This is a genomic window from Streptomyces sp. NPDC006314 (assembly GCF_040613075.1).
GTDB lineage: Bacteria > Actinomycetota > Actinomycetes > Streptomycetales > Streptomycetaceae > Streptomyces.
Window position 1 is genome coordinate 357,776 of the sequence record NZ_JBEXRL010000007.1, and the last position, 13,758, is coordinate 371,533.

The 13,758-nt window shown below is 68.0% G+C and carries 11 protein-coding genes and 7 pseudogenes; 9 read left to right on the forward strand and 9 right to left on the reverse strand.

Going from position 1 to position 13,758, the window contains the following annotated elements:
* The 3 genes and pseudogenes from ABZ079_RS16135 to ABZ079_RS16145 form a co-directional block, all read left to right on the forward strand.
* The gene (locus ABZ079_RS16135; protein ID WP_356940059.1) at positions 1–1,080 is read left to right on the forward strand and encodes an ABC transporter ATP-binding protein; all 1,080 of its coding nucleotides are present in this window, start codon (positions 1–3) and stop codon (positions 1,078–1,080) included.
* A 225-nt stretch (positions 1,081–1,305) separates the two neighbouring features.
* A complete protein-coding gene (locus tag ABZ079_RS16140) occupies positions 1,306–1,638 on the forward strand; it encodes a putative quinol monooxygenase (RefSeq protein WP_356940060.1) in 333 nt (110 codons plus the stop codon).
* 277 nt (positions 1,639–1,915) lie between these two features.
* A pseudogene (locus ABZ079_RS16145) lies at positions 1,916–2,269 on the forward strand (5-methyltetrahydropteroyltriglutamate--homocysteine S-methyltransferase); the annotation flags it as partial.
* On the opposite strand, the pseudogene ABZ079_RS16150 reads toward ABZ079_RS16145, so the two are convergent.
* The 5 genes and pseudogenes from ABZ079_RS16150 to ABZ079_RS16170 all read right to left on the reverse strand — a co-directional run.
* Positions 2,264–2,323, reverse strand: a pseudogene (locus tag ABZ079_RS16150) (hypothetical protein); the annotation flags it as partial. The pseudogenes ABZ079_RS16145 and ABZ079_RS16150 sit on opposite strands and share 6 nt — an antisense overlap.
* A 201-nt stretch (positions 2,324–2,524) precedes the next feature.
* On the reverse strand, positions 2,525–3,898 hold the full coding sequence (locus ABZ079_RS16155; protein WP_356940061.1) for a PQQ-binding-like beta-propeller repeat protein: 1,374 nt from the start codon (positions 3,896–3,898) through the stop codon (positions 2,525–2,527).
* Positions 3,899–4,585: 687 nt separating this feature from the next.
* On the reverse strand, positions 4,586–5,074 hold the full coding sequence (locus ABZ079_RS16160) for a hypothetical protein (protein WP_356940062.1): 489 nt from the start codon (positions 5,072–5,074) through the stop codon (positions 4,586–4,588).
* 448 nt (positions 5,075–5,522) lie between these two features.
* A pseudogene (locus tag ABZ079_RS16165) lies at positions 5,523–5,633 on the reverse strand (IS5/IS1182 family transposase); the annotation flags it as partial.
* A gap of 51 nt (positions 5,634–5,684) precedes the next feature.
* A complete protein-coding gene (locus tag ABZ079_RS16170; protein WP_356940063.1) occupies positions 5,685–6,299 on the reverse strand; it encodes a TetR/AcrR family transcriptional regulator in 615 nt (204 codons plus the stop codon).
* 63 nt (positions 6,300–6,362) lie between these two features.
* On the opposite strand from ABZ079_RS16170, the gene ABZ079_RS16175 reads away from it, so the two are divergent.
* Positions 6,363–6,845, forward strand: coding sequence for an SRPBCC family protein (locus ABZ079_RS16175; protein WP_356940064.1), 483 nt, complete (start codon positions 6,363–6,365; stop codon positions 6,843–6,845).
* A gap of 688 nt (positions 6,846–7,533) precedes the next feature.
* On the opposite strand, the gene ABZ079_RS16180 is transcribed toward ABZ079_RS16175, so the two are convergent.
* Complete coding sequence (locus ABZ079_RS16180; protein WP_356940065.1) at positions 7,534–7,776, reverse strand: hypothetical protein; 243 nt, start codon at positions 7,774–7,776, stop codon at positions 7,534–7,536.
* A 6-nt stretch (positions 7,777–7,782) separates the two neighbouring features.
* Here ABZ079_RS16180 and ABZ079_RS16185 point away from each other — a divergent pair, with 6 nt between their 5' ends.
* Positions 7,783–8,337, forward strand: coding sequence for a MarR family transcriptional regulator (locus tag ABZ079_RS16185; protein WP_356940066.1), 555 nt, complete (start codon positions 7,783–7,785; stop codon positions 8,335–8,337).
* Positions 8,338–9,276: 939 nt separating this feature from the next.
* Positions 9,277–9,798 (forward strand): DUF6463 family protein, encoded by a 522-nt coding sequence (locus tag ABZ079_RS16190; protein WP_356940067.1) that lies wholly within the window; start codon positions 9,277–9,279, stop codon positions 9,796–9,798.
* Between the two features lie 80 nt (positions 9,799–9,878).
* Here ABZ079_RS16190 and ABZ079_RS16195 read toward each other — a convergent pair.
* Positions 9,879–10,010 (reverse strand): annotated as a pseudogene (locus ABZ079_RS16195) (TetR/AcrR family transcriptional regulator); the annotation flags it as partial.
* On the opposite strand from ABZ079_RS16195, the gene ABZ079_RS16200 reads away from it, so the two are divergent.
* Entirely contained in the window at positions 9,987–10,589 is a 603-nt protein-coding gene (locus tag ABZ079_RS16200) for a DUF2867 domain-containing protein (protein ID WP_356940068.1), read from the forward strand. The pseudogene ABZ079_RS16195 and the gene ABZ079_RS16200 sit on opposite strands and share 24 nt — an antisense overlap.
* A 752-nt stretch (positions 10,590–11,341) precedes the next feature.
* A complete protein-coding gene (locus tag ABZ079_RS16205; protein ID WP_356940069.1) occupies positions 11,342–12,592 on the forward strand; it encodes an Ig-like domain-containing protein in 1,251 nt (416 codons plus the stop codon).
* A 123-nt stretch (positions 12,593–12,715) separates the two neighbouring features.
* Here the strand turns inward: ABZ079_RS16205 and ABZ079_RS16210 are convergent.
* Positions 12,716–12,967, reverse strand: a pseudogene (locus ABZ079_RS16210) (alcohol dehydrogenase catalytic domain-containing protein); the annotation flags it as partial.
* A 76-nt stretch (positions 12,968–13,043) separates the two neighbouring features.
* Between ABZ079_RS16210 and ABZ079_RS16215 the strand changes: the two are divergent.
* Positions 13,044–13,408: pseudogene (locus tag ABZ079_RS16215) on the forward strand (helix-turn-helix transcriptional regulator); the annotation flags it as partial.
* Between the two features lie 155 nt (positions 13,409–13,563).
* Here the strand turns inward: ABZ079_RS16215 and ABZ079_RS16220 are convergent.
* Positions 13,564–13,758: pseudogene (locus ABZ079_RS16220) on the reverse strand (RNase J family beta-CASP ribonuclease); the annotation flags it as partial.

Here is a 13,758-nt window from a genome sequence, read left to right on the forward strand (position 1 = left end):
ATGGCGCAGTTGGACATCGTCGACGTCGGGCACGCGTACGCGCCGGATGCCGAGGAGGAGCACTGGGCTCTCAAGCCGCTGAAGCTGACGTTCGAGTCCGGCAAGACCTATGCGCTGGTCGGACCCTCGGGCTGCGGCAAGACGACGCTGCTGAACATCCTGTCCGGCCTGGTCAGACCATCCCGGGGACGGGTGTTGTTCGACGGCGTCGACGTCACCGCCCTGCCCACGAAGGCGCGCAACATCGCCCAGGTCTTCCAGTTCCCCGTCATCTACAAGTCGATGACGGTCTACGAGAACCTCGCCTTCCCCCTGCGGTGCCGGCGCTGGGACAAGGCGAGAATCGACGCCAAGGTGCAGCAGGTAGCCGAGGCCCTGGACCTGCACGACCGGCTGCGGCAGCCCGCCCGCGGCCTCACCGCCGACGACAAGCAGCTGATCTCACTCGGCCGCGGCCTGGTCCGTGACGACGTGGCGGCCGTCCTCATGGACGAGCCGCTCACCGTGATCGACCCGCAGCTGAAGCACTCGCTGCGGCGCAGGATCCGGGAGATCACCGAGCAGTTCCAGCCCACGGTGATCTACGTGACGCACGACCAGTACGAGGCGATGAGCTTCGCGCAGGAAGTGCTCGTCATGAAGGACGGCCGCGCCGTGCAGCAAGGCACCCCGGAGCAGCTCTTCGAGGCGCCCTCCTCCACCTACGTCGGCTACTTCATCGGCTCACCGGCGATGAACTTCCTGACCGTGGACCGTAACGACGGGCCCTTCACGCTGGACGGCCGGACGCTGTCCGTTGCCTGGGACATCCCCCGGAGCACGGCCGAGGTCCAGGTCGGGGTCCGGCCCGAACACGTCAAGGTCGTCACGGACCCCGGCCCCAACACCTTTCCCGGCCGTCTGCGGGGTGTCAGCGACCACGGCGCGCAGCGCGTGCTGGAGGTCGAGGTCGCCGGGCAACTCGTCAGGGCCAAGACACCGCGGGAGGAAGGAGTTCCGACCGGGGAGGAGGTCCTCGTGCACCTGCCGCGCACCAAGGTCCTTCCGTACGCGGACGGTCAGTTGGTACTCCAGTCGTAACGATCCGTCGGGCATGCCCGCGCCACCCACCCGCTCCACCGCGGTGGACCACCCGTCAGGGGCCCGCCGCGGCGCGCCGCGGCGCCGCGCCCATGCGGCGAATGCCGCGACGCGTCCGCTGTCGTGGGGGCCGGCGAGCCGGCGACGGCGAACCGAGGTCGTACGATCCGCCGTACGCAACGCCCGTGTGGTGCTCGAACGCACAGACATCAGGGAAGGAAACCCATGATCTTCATCACCGCCAAGTTCCGAGTCCGTCCCGAGCACGCCGACCGCTGGCCCGAGATCACGGCCGACTTCACCCGGGCCACGCGCGCCGAGCCCGGCTGCCTGTGGTTCGACTGGTCGCGCAGCGTGGCGGACCCGACGGAGTACGTCCTGGTCGAGGCCTTCCGCAACGACGAGGCCGGCGCCGAGCATGTACAGTCCGCGCACTTCAAGGCTGCGCAGCAGACGCTGCCGCCCCATCTGGTCGAGACTCCGCGCATCGTGAACGCGACGGTTCCCCAGGACGACTGGTCGCTCCTCGGGGAGATGGCCGTCCCCGGACAGGAGTAGCTCCCCTCGAACGCCGGCGACCTGCCCGCCTGTCGGCGCCGACTGCCGAACTGGTCGCCTGGTATCTCGCACTCCTTGCCGGTGTCGGCTCATGGCATGAAGCCGAGCGGTGTAGCGGCCCGCTGTGACATGCGACCGCCCTCCTCGTCGGCCGCTGCACGCGGGCGGCGCAGGTCCCTGAGTCCTGTGATCTGCAAGCGAGGGTCGGCCACCGCAAGGGGTGGCGCCGCATGCTGACGTTCACCTTGCGGGCCGCCGACATCATCGATCCGGTGCCCTCGGCGCCCTGACCGACCGTCCCCGGCTGCTGGTCGCCTCCTACTTCGACCGTCTGGGTGACGCGCTGCCGGTGCTCGCCAAGGCTCCGGTGGAGGGGCTGGCCGTGGACTTCCCCGAGGCCGCCGCCCACCTCGACGACCTCGCCGCCGTCGGCGGACTGCCCGGCAAGCGTCTGGTCGCCGATGTCGTCAACGGCCGCAACATCTGGGCGAACGACTTGGAGAAGTCGCTGTCCACGCTCGGCACCCTGCTCGGGCTGGCCGACCGGGTCGACGTGTCCGCTTCTTCCTCCCTGCTGCACGTCCCCCTCGACGCTGTCGTGGAACGCGGCATCGAGCCACAGATCCTACGTCGTCCAGCGCACGGTCATCGGTTCGGGGCGTGAGATGTCGCCGGCGACGATCGGTGGCCGGACGCAGCGGGTGCCGTAGGACTGGACCCAGCCGTGCTGTTCTCACCCCGGCCGGCGTCGGCACCCAGGTTGCGCAGGTCGCCCAGGTCGCCCAGGGCGGACTCCCGAGGTGGTCGCACTGATGCTGGCCGGTCGCGCCGGCGCCCCGGCTGTCCTCCGTGCCTTGTGGTGCGGCGCGACCGCGTACGGCGGGTGTCAGGGCTTGGTGGCGTTGAAGACGAAGAAGCCGTCGTCGGTGTGGAGCCAGCCGTAGTCGGTCTGGTCGAAGTGCGGGACGAGCTCTCCGGGCAGGCCCTTGGTGAGCACCTTCTTGGTGCGGGCCTCCACCGCGATGACGGTCGCCTCGGCGCCGACCGCATTTTCCTGCTGCGTGCCGTAGAGCACTCCCGTGGGCGAGAACTCCTTGGCCTCCATGGGCGTCTCGCCCTCCTGCTGGTCCCACAGCTTCTCGCCGGTCTTCAGGTCCCAGACCATGACGCCTTTCTCCTCGGTGCTCGCCGCGAGCTGCTGGGTCCGGTCGAGAACGGGGGGCTCGTCGGAGTCGTAGACGGGACCGGCGGCGAGCGCGTTCGGCGAGGTGAGGTCGTACGTGGCGATCACGCTCTTGCCCAGTCCGCCGGACCCCCACCGGGTGAGGATCTTCCCGTCGCGCAGCACCTCCAGGCCGGCAGCGCGTTCGCCGTTGTCGAGGACCTGGACACCCTTGGGCGGCTTGACGTCCTGGGTGTTCCAGACCTTCTTGCCGGTCGCCAGCTCGCGCATCACCAGGTGTGTCTTCTCTCTGATGTCGATGCCGTACCTCGTCCCGCCGATGACGCTGAAGTAACAGTCACCGGTGATCAGCGGTGCTTCGGCGCCTTCCGCCTCGACCCCGAACGGCGCCGTATTGCCGAAGCAGTCCTCGTCCATCAGCTCGTTCTCGCATTTGAACGATTTCACGGTGCCGGTGTCGATGGCGGTGGCCTTCACCCGCCTGGAGCCCGCGTCCGCCTCGATGAGGTAGCCGTCCTGGACATGCAGGCCCGAGCCGTCGCCTTCCCGTTGCACGCGACCCAGCTTCTTCCCGGAGCCGTCGTAGACGGTGATGGTGACGCTGTGCTTCTCCGCGCTGAGCCCGTCGGAAGGGGTGGTGGCCACGGACCTGACCTGGAGCGCGGGTACATCGCCGTGCCAGGTGGTGACTCCCACCTCCTCGTCGGAGAGCTTCAGCGTGCCCCGCACCTCACCGGTCTTGCGATCACGGAACTCAAGGGTCCCCGTTTCCGCTCCGCCCACCTCGGAATGCTGGTCCCCGTACTCGGACTGGACGTCGACCGTCCCGTCCTTGGAGAACACCAGGGTGTCTCCCATGCTGTAGGGCGCCTGCGGCGCGTCCTTGGCGGAGAGGCTCCACACGGGCTGCTTCGCCAGCCCGGGAACAGCCGGTCCCTTATAGGCAGGACCCTCGGGTGCGCGCTCGCCGCCCTTCGAACCGCTGCCCTTGGACAGCGGTTTGCTGTCGTCCTTGTCGTCCCCCGAGCTGCACCCGGCGACCAGCCCCAGCGACAGTGCGATTCCGGCAGCCGCCATGAGTCGATTCCGGTTCACGTCCCTACCTCTCTCTCCGCCGTCTCCGGCTTCTTGGCATGAACACACGCCATTGTTGATCAACACTCGTCCGATAAGAGTTGGGCCGGATTTCATGGTGTCCGCCCCGACGGCCGCTCGACTCAGGTGAGGACAAGTCCGCCGCCAGGCCTCGCTATCACCCGCCCACGCCGGCCCTTGGCCTGCGCGCGCTTCCACCCGACCAACTGTGGCCATGAGAAGCGGCACCTAAGAGGGCGTGTGGTGAACGGAGTGAGTGCGCGTCCGCATCTTCGCCACCAGGGCCGAGACGGACCTCGCGCCCTGCGACCACATCGGCTTCTGCCACAGCCGGCGCATCCAGGAACGACTCGGCTTCCTCAACCCCATCGAGTTCGAGGAGAAACACCACACCGCACAGGTGACAGCCGAACAAGCGAAGGGCCGGGCGCGCTGTCGCTGCGATCGTCCCCCGCAACCGAGTCGCCCCCTATGGGGGCTGGTGGGGGCTCGTGGGTCCTCAGGCGCGGCGCTGCAGGCCGATTCTTCCCGCTGGCTCAGCAGCGCGACGATCTCCTTGTATGACGCTGCTTCTCACCGCCGCCGCGGTGTGGTCAGTACTTCGCTCACGGTGTGTGTGATGCGCGCGGGTACGCGGCAACCAGGGGGCGCGGCAGGCGGTTCGCCGCGTCACGTCGTCTGAGGCGGGTAGTTGGTCGCGACGCACCCCTCTTCGAGGCGGACGACGGTAAAGCCGACCTTGGGCGGCTCGAAGCCCGGGACGCAGTAAAGGTAGAGGAGACCGCCCTCCAGCAGCTTCTTCTCAAAAATCGGGTCGGTCTGCACACCGAAGTCCCGGCCGATCATCATGGACCTCGTTCCTCGCTCTTCACTGGCCGCCGAGCCCCAGCTCTGGAGAAACTGCCGCATGTCCGAGGTGTGGAAGAAGTCGGTGCCGTACTCCCCCTCCTCGGTGTCGCACGTCCCCGCTCCGTCGACGCCGGCCATCTTCTCCCGAAGCTTCTGGAGCCTCCAGGGACTGCGGTAGGTCACCTTCGTGCAGGGCAGTTTCGCACGGAGTAGCTCACCCACCGCCCCCTGGTCGGCTGCCGCCGGCAGGCTGTCCTGGTCGTTCTCTCCACACGCTGTCGCCAGGGCGGGCAGGAGCAGGAGGGCCACACATGTAGCCAGTGTGCGAGAGCGGGGCCGGGGGCGGACGCAGCCAGAAGCAGCCATGAGGTTTCCTGAACGACTGGAGGGGCAAGTCGCCGGAACGCTAGTAACTCCGCCCGGCACCACGCCAGGTCATTCGAACTTCCTCGAATCATCTGCCGGACGCCTCGAGAAGGTGGATAGGCTCTGGCGGGGCGAGGGCGCTCACGGGGCGTGTGAAGCCGAACGGGCTGTTCGGCGCCGTATAGATGGTAGCCATCAAGCCCTTGCGGTACGCGGGTGTACCCGGCGCTGCTTCGAGGATGGGACGCAAGTGGCAGGCGAGTGCCGCCGCCCTGAGGAACCTGTTCAACACGCTCCTCCGCTGTCTCTACCACTGCCTCCGCCGCACGAAGTACGACGCCGGCCAGGCCTTCCCAATAACACCGGCACTCGCCGCATCAACGCTTTGACTTTTGTCGCGGTCTACGGGTTGCGGACCCGTTGCCCCCCCTTTTGTTGCCCGCCTATTCACCGAGTCGATCGCACGCTGCGGCCGGTCCAGGGCTCCGCGGGCGCGCAGCTCACCGCTGCGCGTGACCGTCGATGCCCTTGTTTCCCGCTGTGCGAGAGGTCGTCACTTGGGCGGGGACTGTGGCCCCGTGGGAAGCGAGCCGAGCAGTGCTGCGGTGCACTCTTCCGCGAGGTCTTCGGCGTGCGCGGGGAGGGGATCACTGGTCCGGAGGTGGCGGCGGACCAGCGAGAGGGGTAGATCGACTACGGCAAGCAGGACACGTTCGGTGGCCTGCGGGCTGTCAGCACCCAGGTCGGCTGCGAGGGAAGCCAGAGCGGCGTGCACGCGCCGGCTGCCGCGGTCCGCGCGCTGGAGGTGTTCCTGGGACCAATCGGCGCGCCCGAAGTCCTCGGCGCCGTAGAGCAGGAGGGCGGCCTCCTGTGGATGCGCGCGGCTCCAGGCGACGACTTGGCGCGCCGCCGCGCACCCTGCCTCCCGCGCGTCGGCGCGTGCATCGATGGCTTCGAAGTAGCCCCGCTGAAACCTCTCTACCGTCCGCAGCCACACCTCGGCGAGCAACGTGCTTCGTCTGGGAAAGCGGTGATATACCGACCCGCTCGGGGCGCCCACCTCCGCGGCGACCGCGGACATCGTCACCGCGGCCGGGCCGGCTGTCGCAGCCAGGTGCACGGCGGCGTCAAGGAGCTGATTCGTATCGAAGCGTGGTGGCCTGGCCATGAGCTGGAGAGTACTCTCTGGAGTATTAGAGACCATCATCTAGAACGAACTCGGGGAGGACGCATGGGCGTCTACAACGTGCACGAGCGCCTTCTGCCCGCCAACCAAAGCGAGGTGGGAGCGCTGATAGACACCCTGGCGAGCGGCACCGACAAACTGTGGCCGAAGGGAGGATGGCCGACGATGCGGCTCGACCGCCCCTTGGAAGTCGGTGCGGTCGGAGGACACGGGCCGGTCCGCTATACCGTCGCCGCGTACGTCCCATCGCAATGGGTGCGCTTCACTTTCCACGGGCCGCGCGGCTTCCACGGCTTCCACGAATACGCCACCTTCGCCGTCGATCAGGAGCACACACTGCTCCGCCACACCCTCGCCATGGACGCCCACGGCCCAGCCCGTCTCACATGGCCGCTCATTCTCCGCCCCTTCCATGACGCCTGCCTGGAAGACAGCCTCGACCGCGCCGAACTGGCCTGCACGGGCACGGTGGCCCGCCCGGCGCACTGGAGCCGCTACGTGCGCCTATTGCGCAAACTTATGCGCTGAGACGGGCAGGCAGGCGCAGTACACACATCGACCGCATCAACGGGCAGGGCGCGAACGGTAAGGGGTGGCCGCTCTGCTAGACGGTCGCCCTGCTTGAACGGCACGGGTGCATCGCTGGCGGAACGACCACGCCCCGGACGCGGTCGGCGTCATGCAGCCTCCCCCGCGAGCCTTGTGGGAGCGCGTCGACGACGAAGGCATACGGCCTGGCGTCCAGGGGCCGTTGCGGAAGTCCGCGGCCTGCTCGTCCAGGTGCCGGGCCATCGCGGAGACCTGGGGCTTCGGCAGCTGGGTAACACACAGGCCCTTGGCGAACTTCTCCACTCGGCGGTGGAAACGGCGAGCGGTTCGACACCGTTCGAATGATGATCGTCCGCTGTTCCAAAATGTGGGGCCATCGGAAACGATCAAGGCGGCGACGTTGCTACGGATCACTCTGGATGCTGACGCGTTGGCTACTACGCGCTTCGCTGTCTCCCCCCTTATGCAGGCCGCTGTGGCGCTGCATCCCATGGCTGGATCGACCAAGCACGTCCGTGGAGGCCCCACGCCGCATGACGTGGACCGAGCCCTTGAGCGGCGGCGTCTGCACATCATCACAGCTCTACGTGCCCAGATCGGCCCATACACCCCGGACTTCTTGACGCCGGGACCACCGGCCGAGCCGGCTCACGACCTTGACGCCGAGCTACACCAAGTCGCCACCACGCCGGTTGACGTCGTCGGCCGCCAGATGCGCCGGCTCTTCGACACGGCTGGTCAGCACCCAAACGGGAACGATGAAGCCCTCATGACGCTGCGACGGTTTCTCGACCGAGGCGAGCATGACTTCGCCGAGCGCGCCGCGCAGGAGATGGCTGACTTTTGGAGTTGCTGTCTCGCCCCCCTCTGGCCCCGGCTTCAAGCACATGCCGGCGCCGATCTCGAACATCGGGCAATGGAGTCCGTCAGCGCGGGCCTGGGCGCGGCACTCAGCTCGCTGCACCCGGCTGTCACCTACCAGTCAGGAAGTCTCTACCTCGCGGACAGCAGAGCCCTCGATGTGACTACCACCAGGCCACTCAGCCTGTTCCCCTCAAGCCTGGCCGCCAGCTGGCTGCTCAGCGTGGATCCGTGGGACGAGCGTGGACCCTTTCTGATCTATCCGGCCCACCCGCGCCGAAGCAAGGCAGGTCGCACCACAAGGCAGCCCGCCGTCCACCCGCCTGACGCGCCCTTCGCCCAGGTCATCGGCCACTCCCGGCTCACTCTGCTCGATGATCTGCAACTACCCAGGACCACGACGGAGCTCGCCGATCGTCATTTCATGAGTGCCTCCACGGTCTCGTATCACCTCACCCGTCTGCACCGCGCCGGCCTGCTGACAAGAAGCCGATCAGCGCACCGCGTCTACTACCGGCGTACGCCCCAGGCTGACCTGATGTTCCTTCCGTCAGAATCCCTCACTCGTGGAAGCACCGAGGGCACCCTCAGCGCGGTGGTCTCCGCCTGAGCAGCCAGCCCGGGGGCCCATCGGGCGCAGGTACCGCACATCTGCGGCCTGGTGGTGAGGCCCCCACCGCTGTGGGCCGGAAGCTGAGTTGGGGACCGTAGTCAGGTGAGTCACGCCCAAGGCGGCACCACCGTGCGCTTGGAGTCGTCATGAAGGGAGTTGCCGTCTCGCATGCAATGCCAACGACTCCTGATCACGCCCGGGCCCCACCGGTTACGGGACAGAGCCGAATGATTCACAGTCCTACGGACCACGGCCGAGCACCCGCAGGACCGTAGGTCGGACTCGAATCTCTTCGCCGTCGGCGCCCAGAGCGGCCGCGAGGGAGGCAAGGGTGGCGTGCACGCGCCGATTGCCGCGGTCCGCGCGCCGGAGGTGTTCCGAGGACCAGTCGGCGCGCCCGAAGTCCTCGACATAACGGAGAAGGGCGGCCGCCTGCGGGTGTGCACGGCTCCGGTGACGTGGCGCGCCGCCGCACACCCCGCCTCACGCGCTGTCGGCACGTTCCTCGATGGCCTCGAAGTAGCCCCGCGGAGCACGGTGGTTGCACCATTTAGAGAGTACTCTCTACAATATTAGAGAGCACCGTCTAGAACGAGCTCGGGGAGAACGTATGGGCGTCCACAACGCGCACGAGCGCCTTCTGCCCGCTGTGGCCGAAGGGAGGATGGCCGACGATGCGGCTCGACCGCCCCTTGGAAGTCGGTGCGGTCGGAGGACACGGGCCGGTCCGCTGTACCGTCGCCGCGTACGTCCCATCGCAAGGGGTGCACTTCACTTTCCACGGGCCGCGCGGCCTCCACGGCTTCACGGCTTCCACGGCTTCCACGGCTTCCACGAATACGCCACCTTCGCCGTCGATCAGGAGCACACACTGCTCCGCCGCACCCTCGCCATGGACACCCATGGACGAGCCCGCCTCACGCCTGGAGAACACGTATGAACGGCCTGGCCCGGTGGGTACCGCGATTGATGATCGCGATGGCTGTGCTCCACTTCGTCTGGGCCGTCACCCAGCCGAACTCCTGGTCCGACATCCTCCATGACGGCTTCGTCGCCACCGCCGTCGACCCAGACACGAACGGATTCGACGCCCGCGAGGCGACCGTGTGGTTCATGACCGCCGGCCTGGCGTTCCTGGCGCTGGGCACCTTGGCCCGACACGTGGTCCGGGCGACCGGATCTCTTCCCCCGCAGGTCGGGTGGTACTTGCTGGGGATCGGGATACCGCTGTGCGCCATCTACTTCCCCACCACCGGCAGTTGGTCGATGCCCGTCATCGGCGTGCTCGCGTTGATGGCCGCTCGAGAGCCGGACCGGAGGCACCGACGGACCGGTCGCCGGCGCCCGCGCGACATGCGACCACCGGGCGCAGCGCCGTCCGTCCCGGCCGCCGCCCGTTCCACGCCCATCCTCGCCCCGGAGTCCGAAGGAGGTCCCGACCACGTCGTCCCGTCATAGCCTTCAGACGGTTCTCCTGCTGCTCGCTCTGATCGTCGTCGGCACCGGCACGCTTGATGTCGCCGCCGGGCCGGCCGCGCACCCTTGCTGACACCTAGCGCCTGCGCCAGTACCTCGATCCGGACGGCTACTGGGCCGCCTGCGACCAGTGCCCGCAAGCCTTCCTCGATCCACTTAGGAGCCTGCTCATGCGCCTTCCCCGAACCGCCCACACCGACCGCCCCTGGCGAATCCACGAAGTCGCCGACGGCTTCAGGGTCGAGGACGTGTGGGCACTGCCCACCCCCGGAGGACCCGACGACCTTGTGTGGCTGGTGCGCCAGTTCGCCGAGGGGATGAAGGACGGGGTGACGGGAGAAGGCCCCGTCGGCCGCGCGCTCTTCGCCATCCGCTGGAAGCTCGGAGCACTGCTCGGCTGGGACAAGTCCAGTAGCGGCGTCGGCGCCCGGCTGCCTTCCCTCCGCGACCGGTTGCCTGCGGACCTTCGCGAAGGCCCCCAGGGGCCCGACCTCGGCTCGTCCTCGTTCACCTCCCTCTATCAGAGGGACGACGAGTGGGCCGCCGAGATGGGCAACAAGACCGTGCACGCGGTGATGCACATCGGCTGGGTCCTGGACGGTGCCGGCGGCTACCGCGGCCAGCTGGCCGTTTTGGTGAAGCCGAACGGGCTGTTCGGCGCCCTCTACATGGCGGCCATCAAGCCCTTTCGGTACATCGGGGTGTACCCGGCGCTGATGCGCTCCATCGGCCGCGAGTGGCAGGCGAACTCCGCCGGCCGGAGCGCGCGCTGACCGGGTCCCAGAACCCAACGCTGGTCACAACACAAGCCGGCCCGGCGGCGGGTCGACGCAGCTCGTTAGCCACCCGCGACAGCAGCCAGGCGGGCACAGGCGAACGGCCACTCATGCGGCGGCAAAATGGCATGAGCTGCGGACATCCACGGGGTGCCCACAACCTGCTTTGAAGGTCAGCGCAATGCCTTGAGCTGTCGTTGGGTGAGGGGGCAGCACGCGACGGTGCGCGGCCGGGGCCCGGCGCCGGTCGCGGACCAGGTGCTCGAACATCGCCCGGTGGTCCACGGGCCAGCTCAGGCAGGACAGTCCCTGGGTGCACGCCGACGTCGACGCCGTGCTTGCGATGCGGTCTCGATCCGAACGCCTCCGCCCAAGCGCGCCGGGAACGTCCTCGGGCCCGAGCGCTGATCGAGCCCGCCCGGTGGCCGCATCGTCGCCGAGTATGTCAACTGTCGGGAACAGCCGCCGCCCCCTGCCTGGCAGCGCGCTCTCCACCGCCCGAACCGCGGGATGCCGCGCCTATGTCTTCCGGGGCACGAGCAAGGAAGAGCGCAACCGCACGAAGATCCGCGTGCGGACCGGCATCGGCTCCCAGGCCCAGCTTGAGGTCCGCAATCTCAGTGACGCGCTCGAGAATGCGTGGCCTTCACCACAATTTACCCATTTCTGGACAGAGCCGTGGCTATAAGTGGTTTCAATGGTAATTGCGCCGCTTCGGCGATCAGCGCAGGGACGCAAAGACCAGTGGCATGGAGAAGCGCTTGATCACGCTCTGTAAACGACGCACCGGACTGGCGGCTACGGCCGGCGTACTCGCCGTCACGGCCCTCGGCGGTACAAGCAACGCTGCCACCAACGGCAACGATGCCGGGAACCACCCGACACCGCAGGCTCAGGTAAATCAGGCCAAGGCTCCGGGCGCCCAGGAAGCCTCCGACGTCCGAATCGAGATCACGCCCGGGCAAGGTGCCCACAACGTCGGGATCAACGACCCGGTCGGTGTCACCGCGAGTAACGGAAAGCTCACCAAGGTGACCATGACCGCCGTCGCGACCGGTGCCGAGATCCCGGGCACTCTGTCCGCGCACGGCACCTCCTGGAAGCCAAACGGCCGGCTGGAGCGTGCCACCAAGTATCAGATCGCCGTAGAGGCCGAGGATGCCAAGGGCCGCTCCGCCACCGGTAACGCCACGATCACCACGGTCTCATCGGCCAACGACTTCATCGGGCACGTCTCTCCCGAGGACGGCTCGACCGTCGGCGTGGGCATGCCGGTGACGGTCAACTTCGACAAGGTGATCAGCGACAAGGCCGCCGTGGAGTCGGAGATCCGGGTCAGCTCCAGCAGCGGCCAGCGGGTCGTCGGTCACTGGTTCAACGCCCACCGACTGGACTTCCGCCCCGAGAACTACTGGAAGCCCGGCTCCACCGTCACCGTCACGCTCAACCGACACGGCATCCAGAAGACGGTCACGTTCAAGATCGGCCGGAGCCAGATAAGCACCGTGGACGCAAAGACGAAGCAGATGACCGTCGTCCGGGACGGCAAGAAGATCAAGACCATCCCGATCTCGTCAGGCAGCCCCGAGCACCCGACGTACAACGGTCAGATGGTGATCTCCGAAAAGTTCAGGCAGATCCATATGAACGGTGCGAGCGTCGGCCTCACGGAGAAGGACGGCAAGCCCTCGTACGACATCAAGGCCGTACCGCACGCCATGCGCCTGACCGACTCGGGCACGTTCATCCACGGCAACTACTGGGGTACCGACTCGGTCTTCGGCAAGGCCAACACCAGCCACGGCTGCGTAGGCCTGAAGGATGTCAGGGGCGGCGGCGACGGCAGGCAGCCCGCCGCGTGGTTCTTCGACCACTCGATGATCGGTGACGTCGTGATCGTCAAGAACTCCGAGGACAAGACCAGGTTGGCCCCGGACAACGGCCTCAGCGACTGGAACATGTCGTGGAGCGAGTGGGTGGCGGGCAGCCCGACCACCTGACACCACGCCACTCTCCACACAGCCGAACCGGCATCCCTTCCGCCAGGCGGTGGCCGACACCATGTCGGCCACCGCCTGCGGCGTCATGACGCAGGCGGTGGGCGGTGGAGGCGGAGATGCCCTCTCCGAGGTGGTGAACGAGCCGACCGCGAACTGGCCCGGCTTGACGGAGGTGACCTCGCCGCCCACCGCCTCGACGACACCGACGTACTCGTGCCCCATCGGGTGCGGGTCGCCGATGGGTTCCGCGCCGCGGTGGGGCCACAGGTCCGAGCCGCACACGCAGGTGGCGACCGTACGGATGACCGTGTCGGTCGGCTGGAGGATCTCCGGATCGTCGAGGTTCTCGGAGCGCACGTCGCCGGGGGCGCAGATGACTGCTCCGCGCGTGGGGCTGCTTCCTTCGGTACGAGGGTCGGTGTGCCGCGGCCGGTGGTCGTGATCGGCTGAGCTGGGAGAATTCCTGAAGAAGCGCCGCTCGGAGCTGAGCCCCCGCACGGTCGGACTGCCCGAGACGGAGAGGCCCCGCCGGGTGGCCGGGCTGCGCCGCGAGGAGGTCGCCCAGCTGGCTGGCATCGGCACCGACCACTACACCCGGCTCGAACAGGGCCGCATGCAGGCATCGGCAAGCGTGCTGGACACCCTCGCCCGCGTTCTCCATCTGGACGACGACGAGCGCGGCTACCTCTTCCGGCTCGCGGGCAAGGCCACCACACGCATCCGGTGGCGCGGCCGGCAGAAGGTCCAGCCGCAGTTGCAGCGGTCCTGGACCTCACGGCCGCCCCGGCCGTCGTACGGGGCCGAGGCGGGGACATCCCCGGCGTGATGCTCAACTCGAGCCAGCCCTCGTGCGCGCCCACGCGCTCGGCCCCAGGCCATCGTCCGTCAAGAGGCCGCACATCAGGAACTCGTCGCCGAGTTTCACCTCGTGCACATCGGCGTCCGACCCCGGACGCCTGCCGGGCTGCGGCTCAGGCGTCGATGATGACGGGGATGATGAGAGGCTTGCGGCGGTGAGTACGGAACGCCCAGTTCGCCACGGCGCGGGCGAGGAGCTGTTCGAGTTGGTGCGCGTCCCCGACGCCTTCCTCGGCCGCGGTGGCCAGGGTTTTCTCGATGACGGGGATGACCGGTTCGAAGGTGGCGTCGTCGTGGACGAAGCCGCG

Bases quoted from the DNA above. Each gene is read 5' to 3' on its own strand.
- ABZ079_RS16135 (WP_356940059.1), top strand. From the start codon at position 1: ATGGCGCAGTTGGACATCGTCGACGTCGGGCACGCGTACGCGCCGGAT.
- ABZ079_RS16140 (WP_356940060.1), top strand. From the start codon at position 1,306: ATGATCTTCATCACCGCCAAGTTCCGAGTCCGTCCCGAGCACGCCGAC.
- ABZ079_RS16155 (WP_356940061.1), bottom strand. From the start codon at position 3,898: ATGGCGGCTGCCGGAATCGCACTGTCGCTGGGGCTGGTCGCCGGGTGC.
- ABZ079_RS16170 (WP_356940063.1), bottom strand. From the start codon at position 6,299: ATGGCCAGGCCACCACGCTTCGATACGAATCAGCTCCTTGACGCCGCC.
- ABZ079_RS16175 (WP_356940064.1), top strand. From the start codon at position 6,363: ATGGGCGTCTACAACGTGCACGAGCGCCTTCTGCCCGCCAACCAAAGC.
- ABZ079_RS16180 (WP_356940065.1), bottom strand. From the start codon at position 7,776: ATGTTCGAGATCGGCGCCGGCATGTGCTTGAAGCCGGGGCCAGAGGGG.
- ABZ079_RS16185 (WP_356940066.1), top strand. From the start codon at position 7,783: ATGGAGTCCGTCAGCGCGGGCCTGGGCGCGGCACTCAGCTCGCTGCAC.
- ABZ079_RS16190 (WP_356940067.1), top strand. From the start codon at position 9,277: ATGAACGGCCTGGCCCGGTGGGTACCGCGATTGATGATCGCGATGGCT.
- ABZ079_RS16200 (WP_356940068.1), top strand. From the start codon at position 9,987: ATGCGCCTTCCCCGAACCGCCCACACCGACCGCCCCTGGCGAATCCAC.
- ABZ079_RS16205 (WP_356940069.1), top strand. From the start codon at position 11,342: ATGGAGAAGCGCTTGATCACGCTCTGTAAACGACGCACCGGACTGGCG.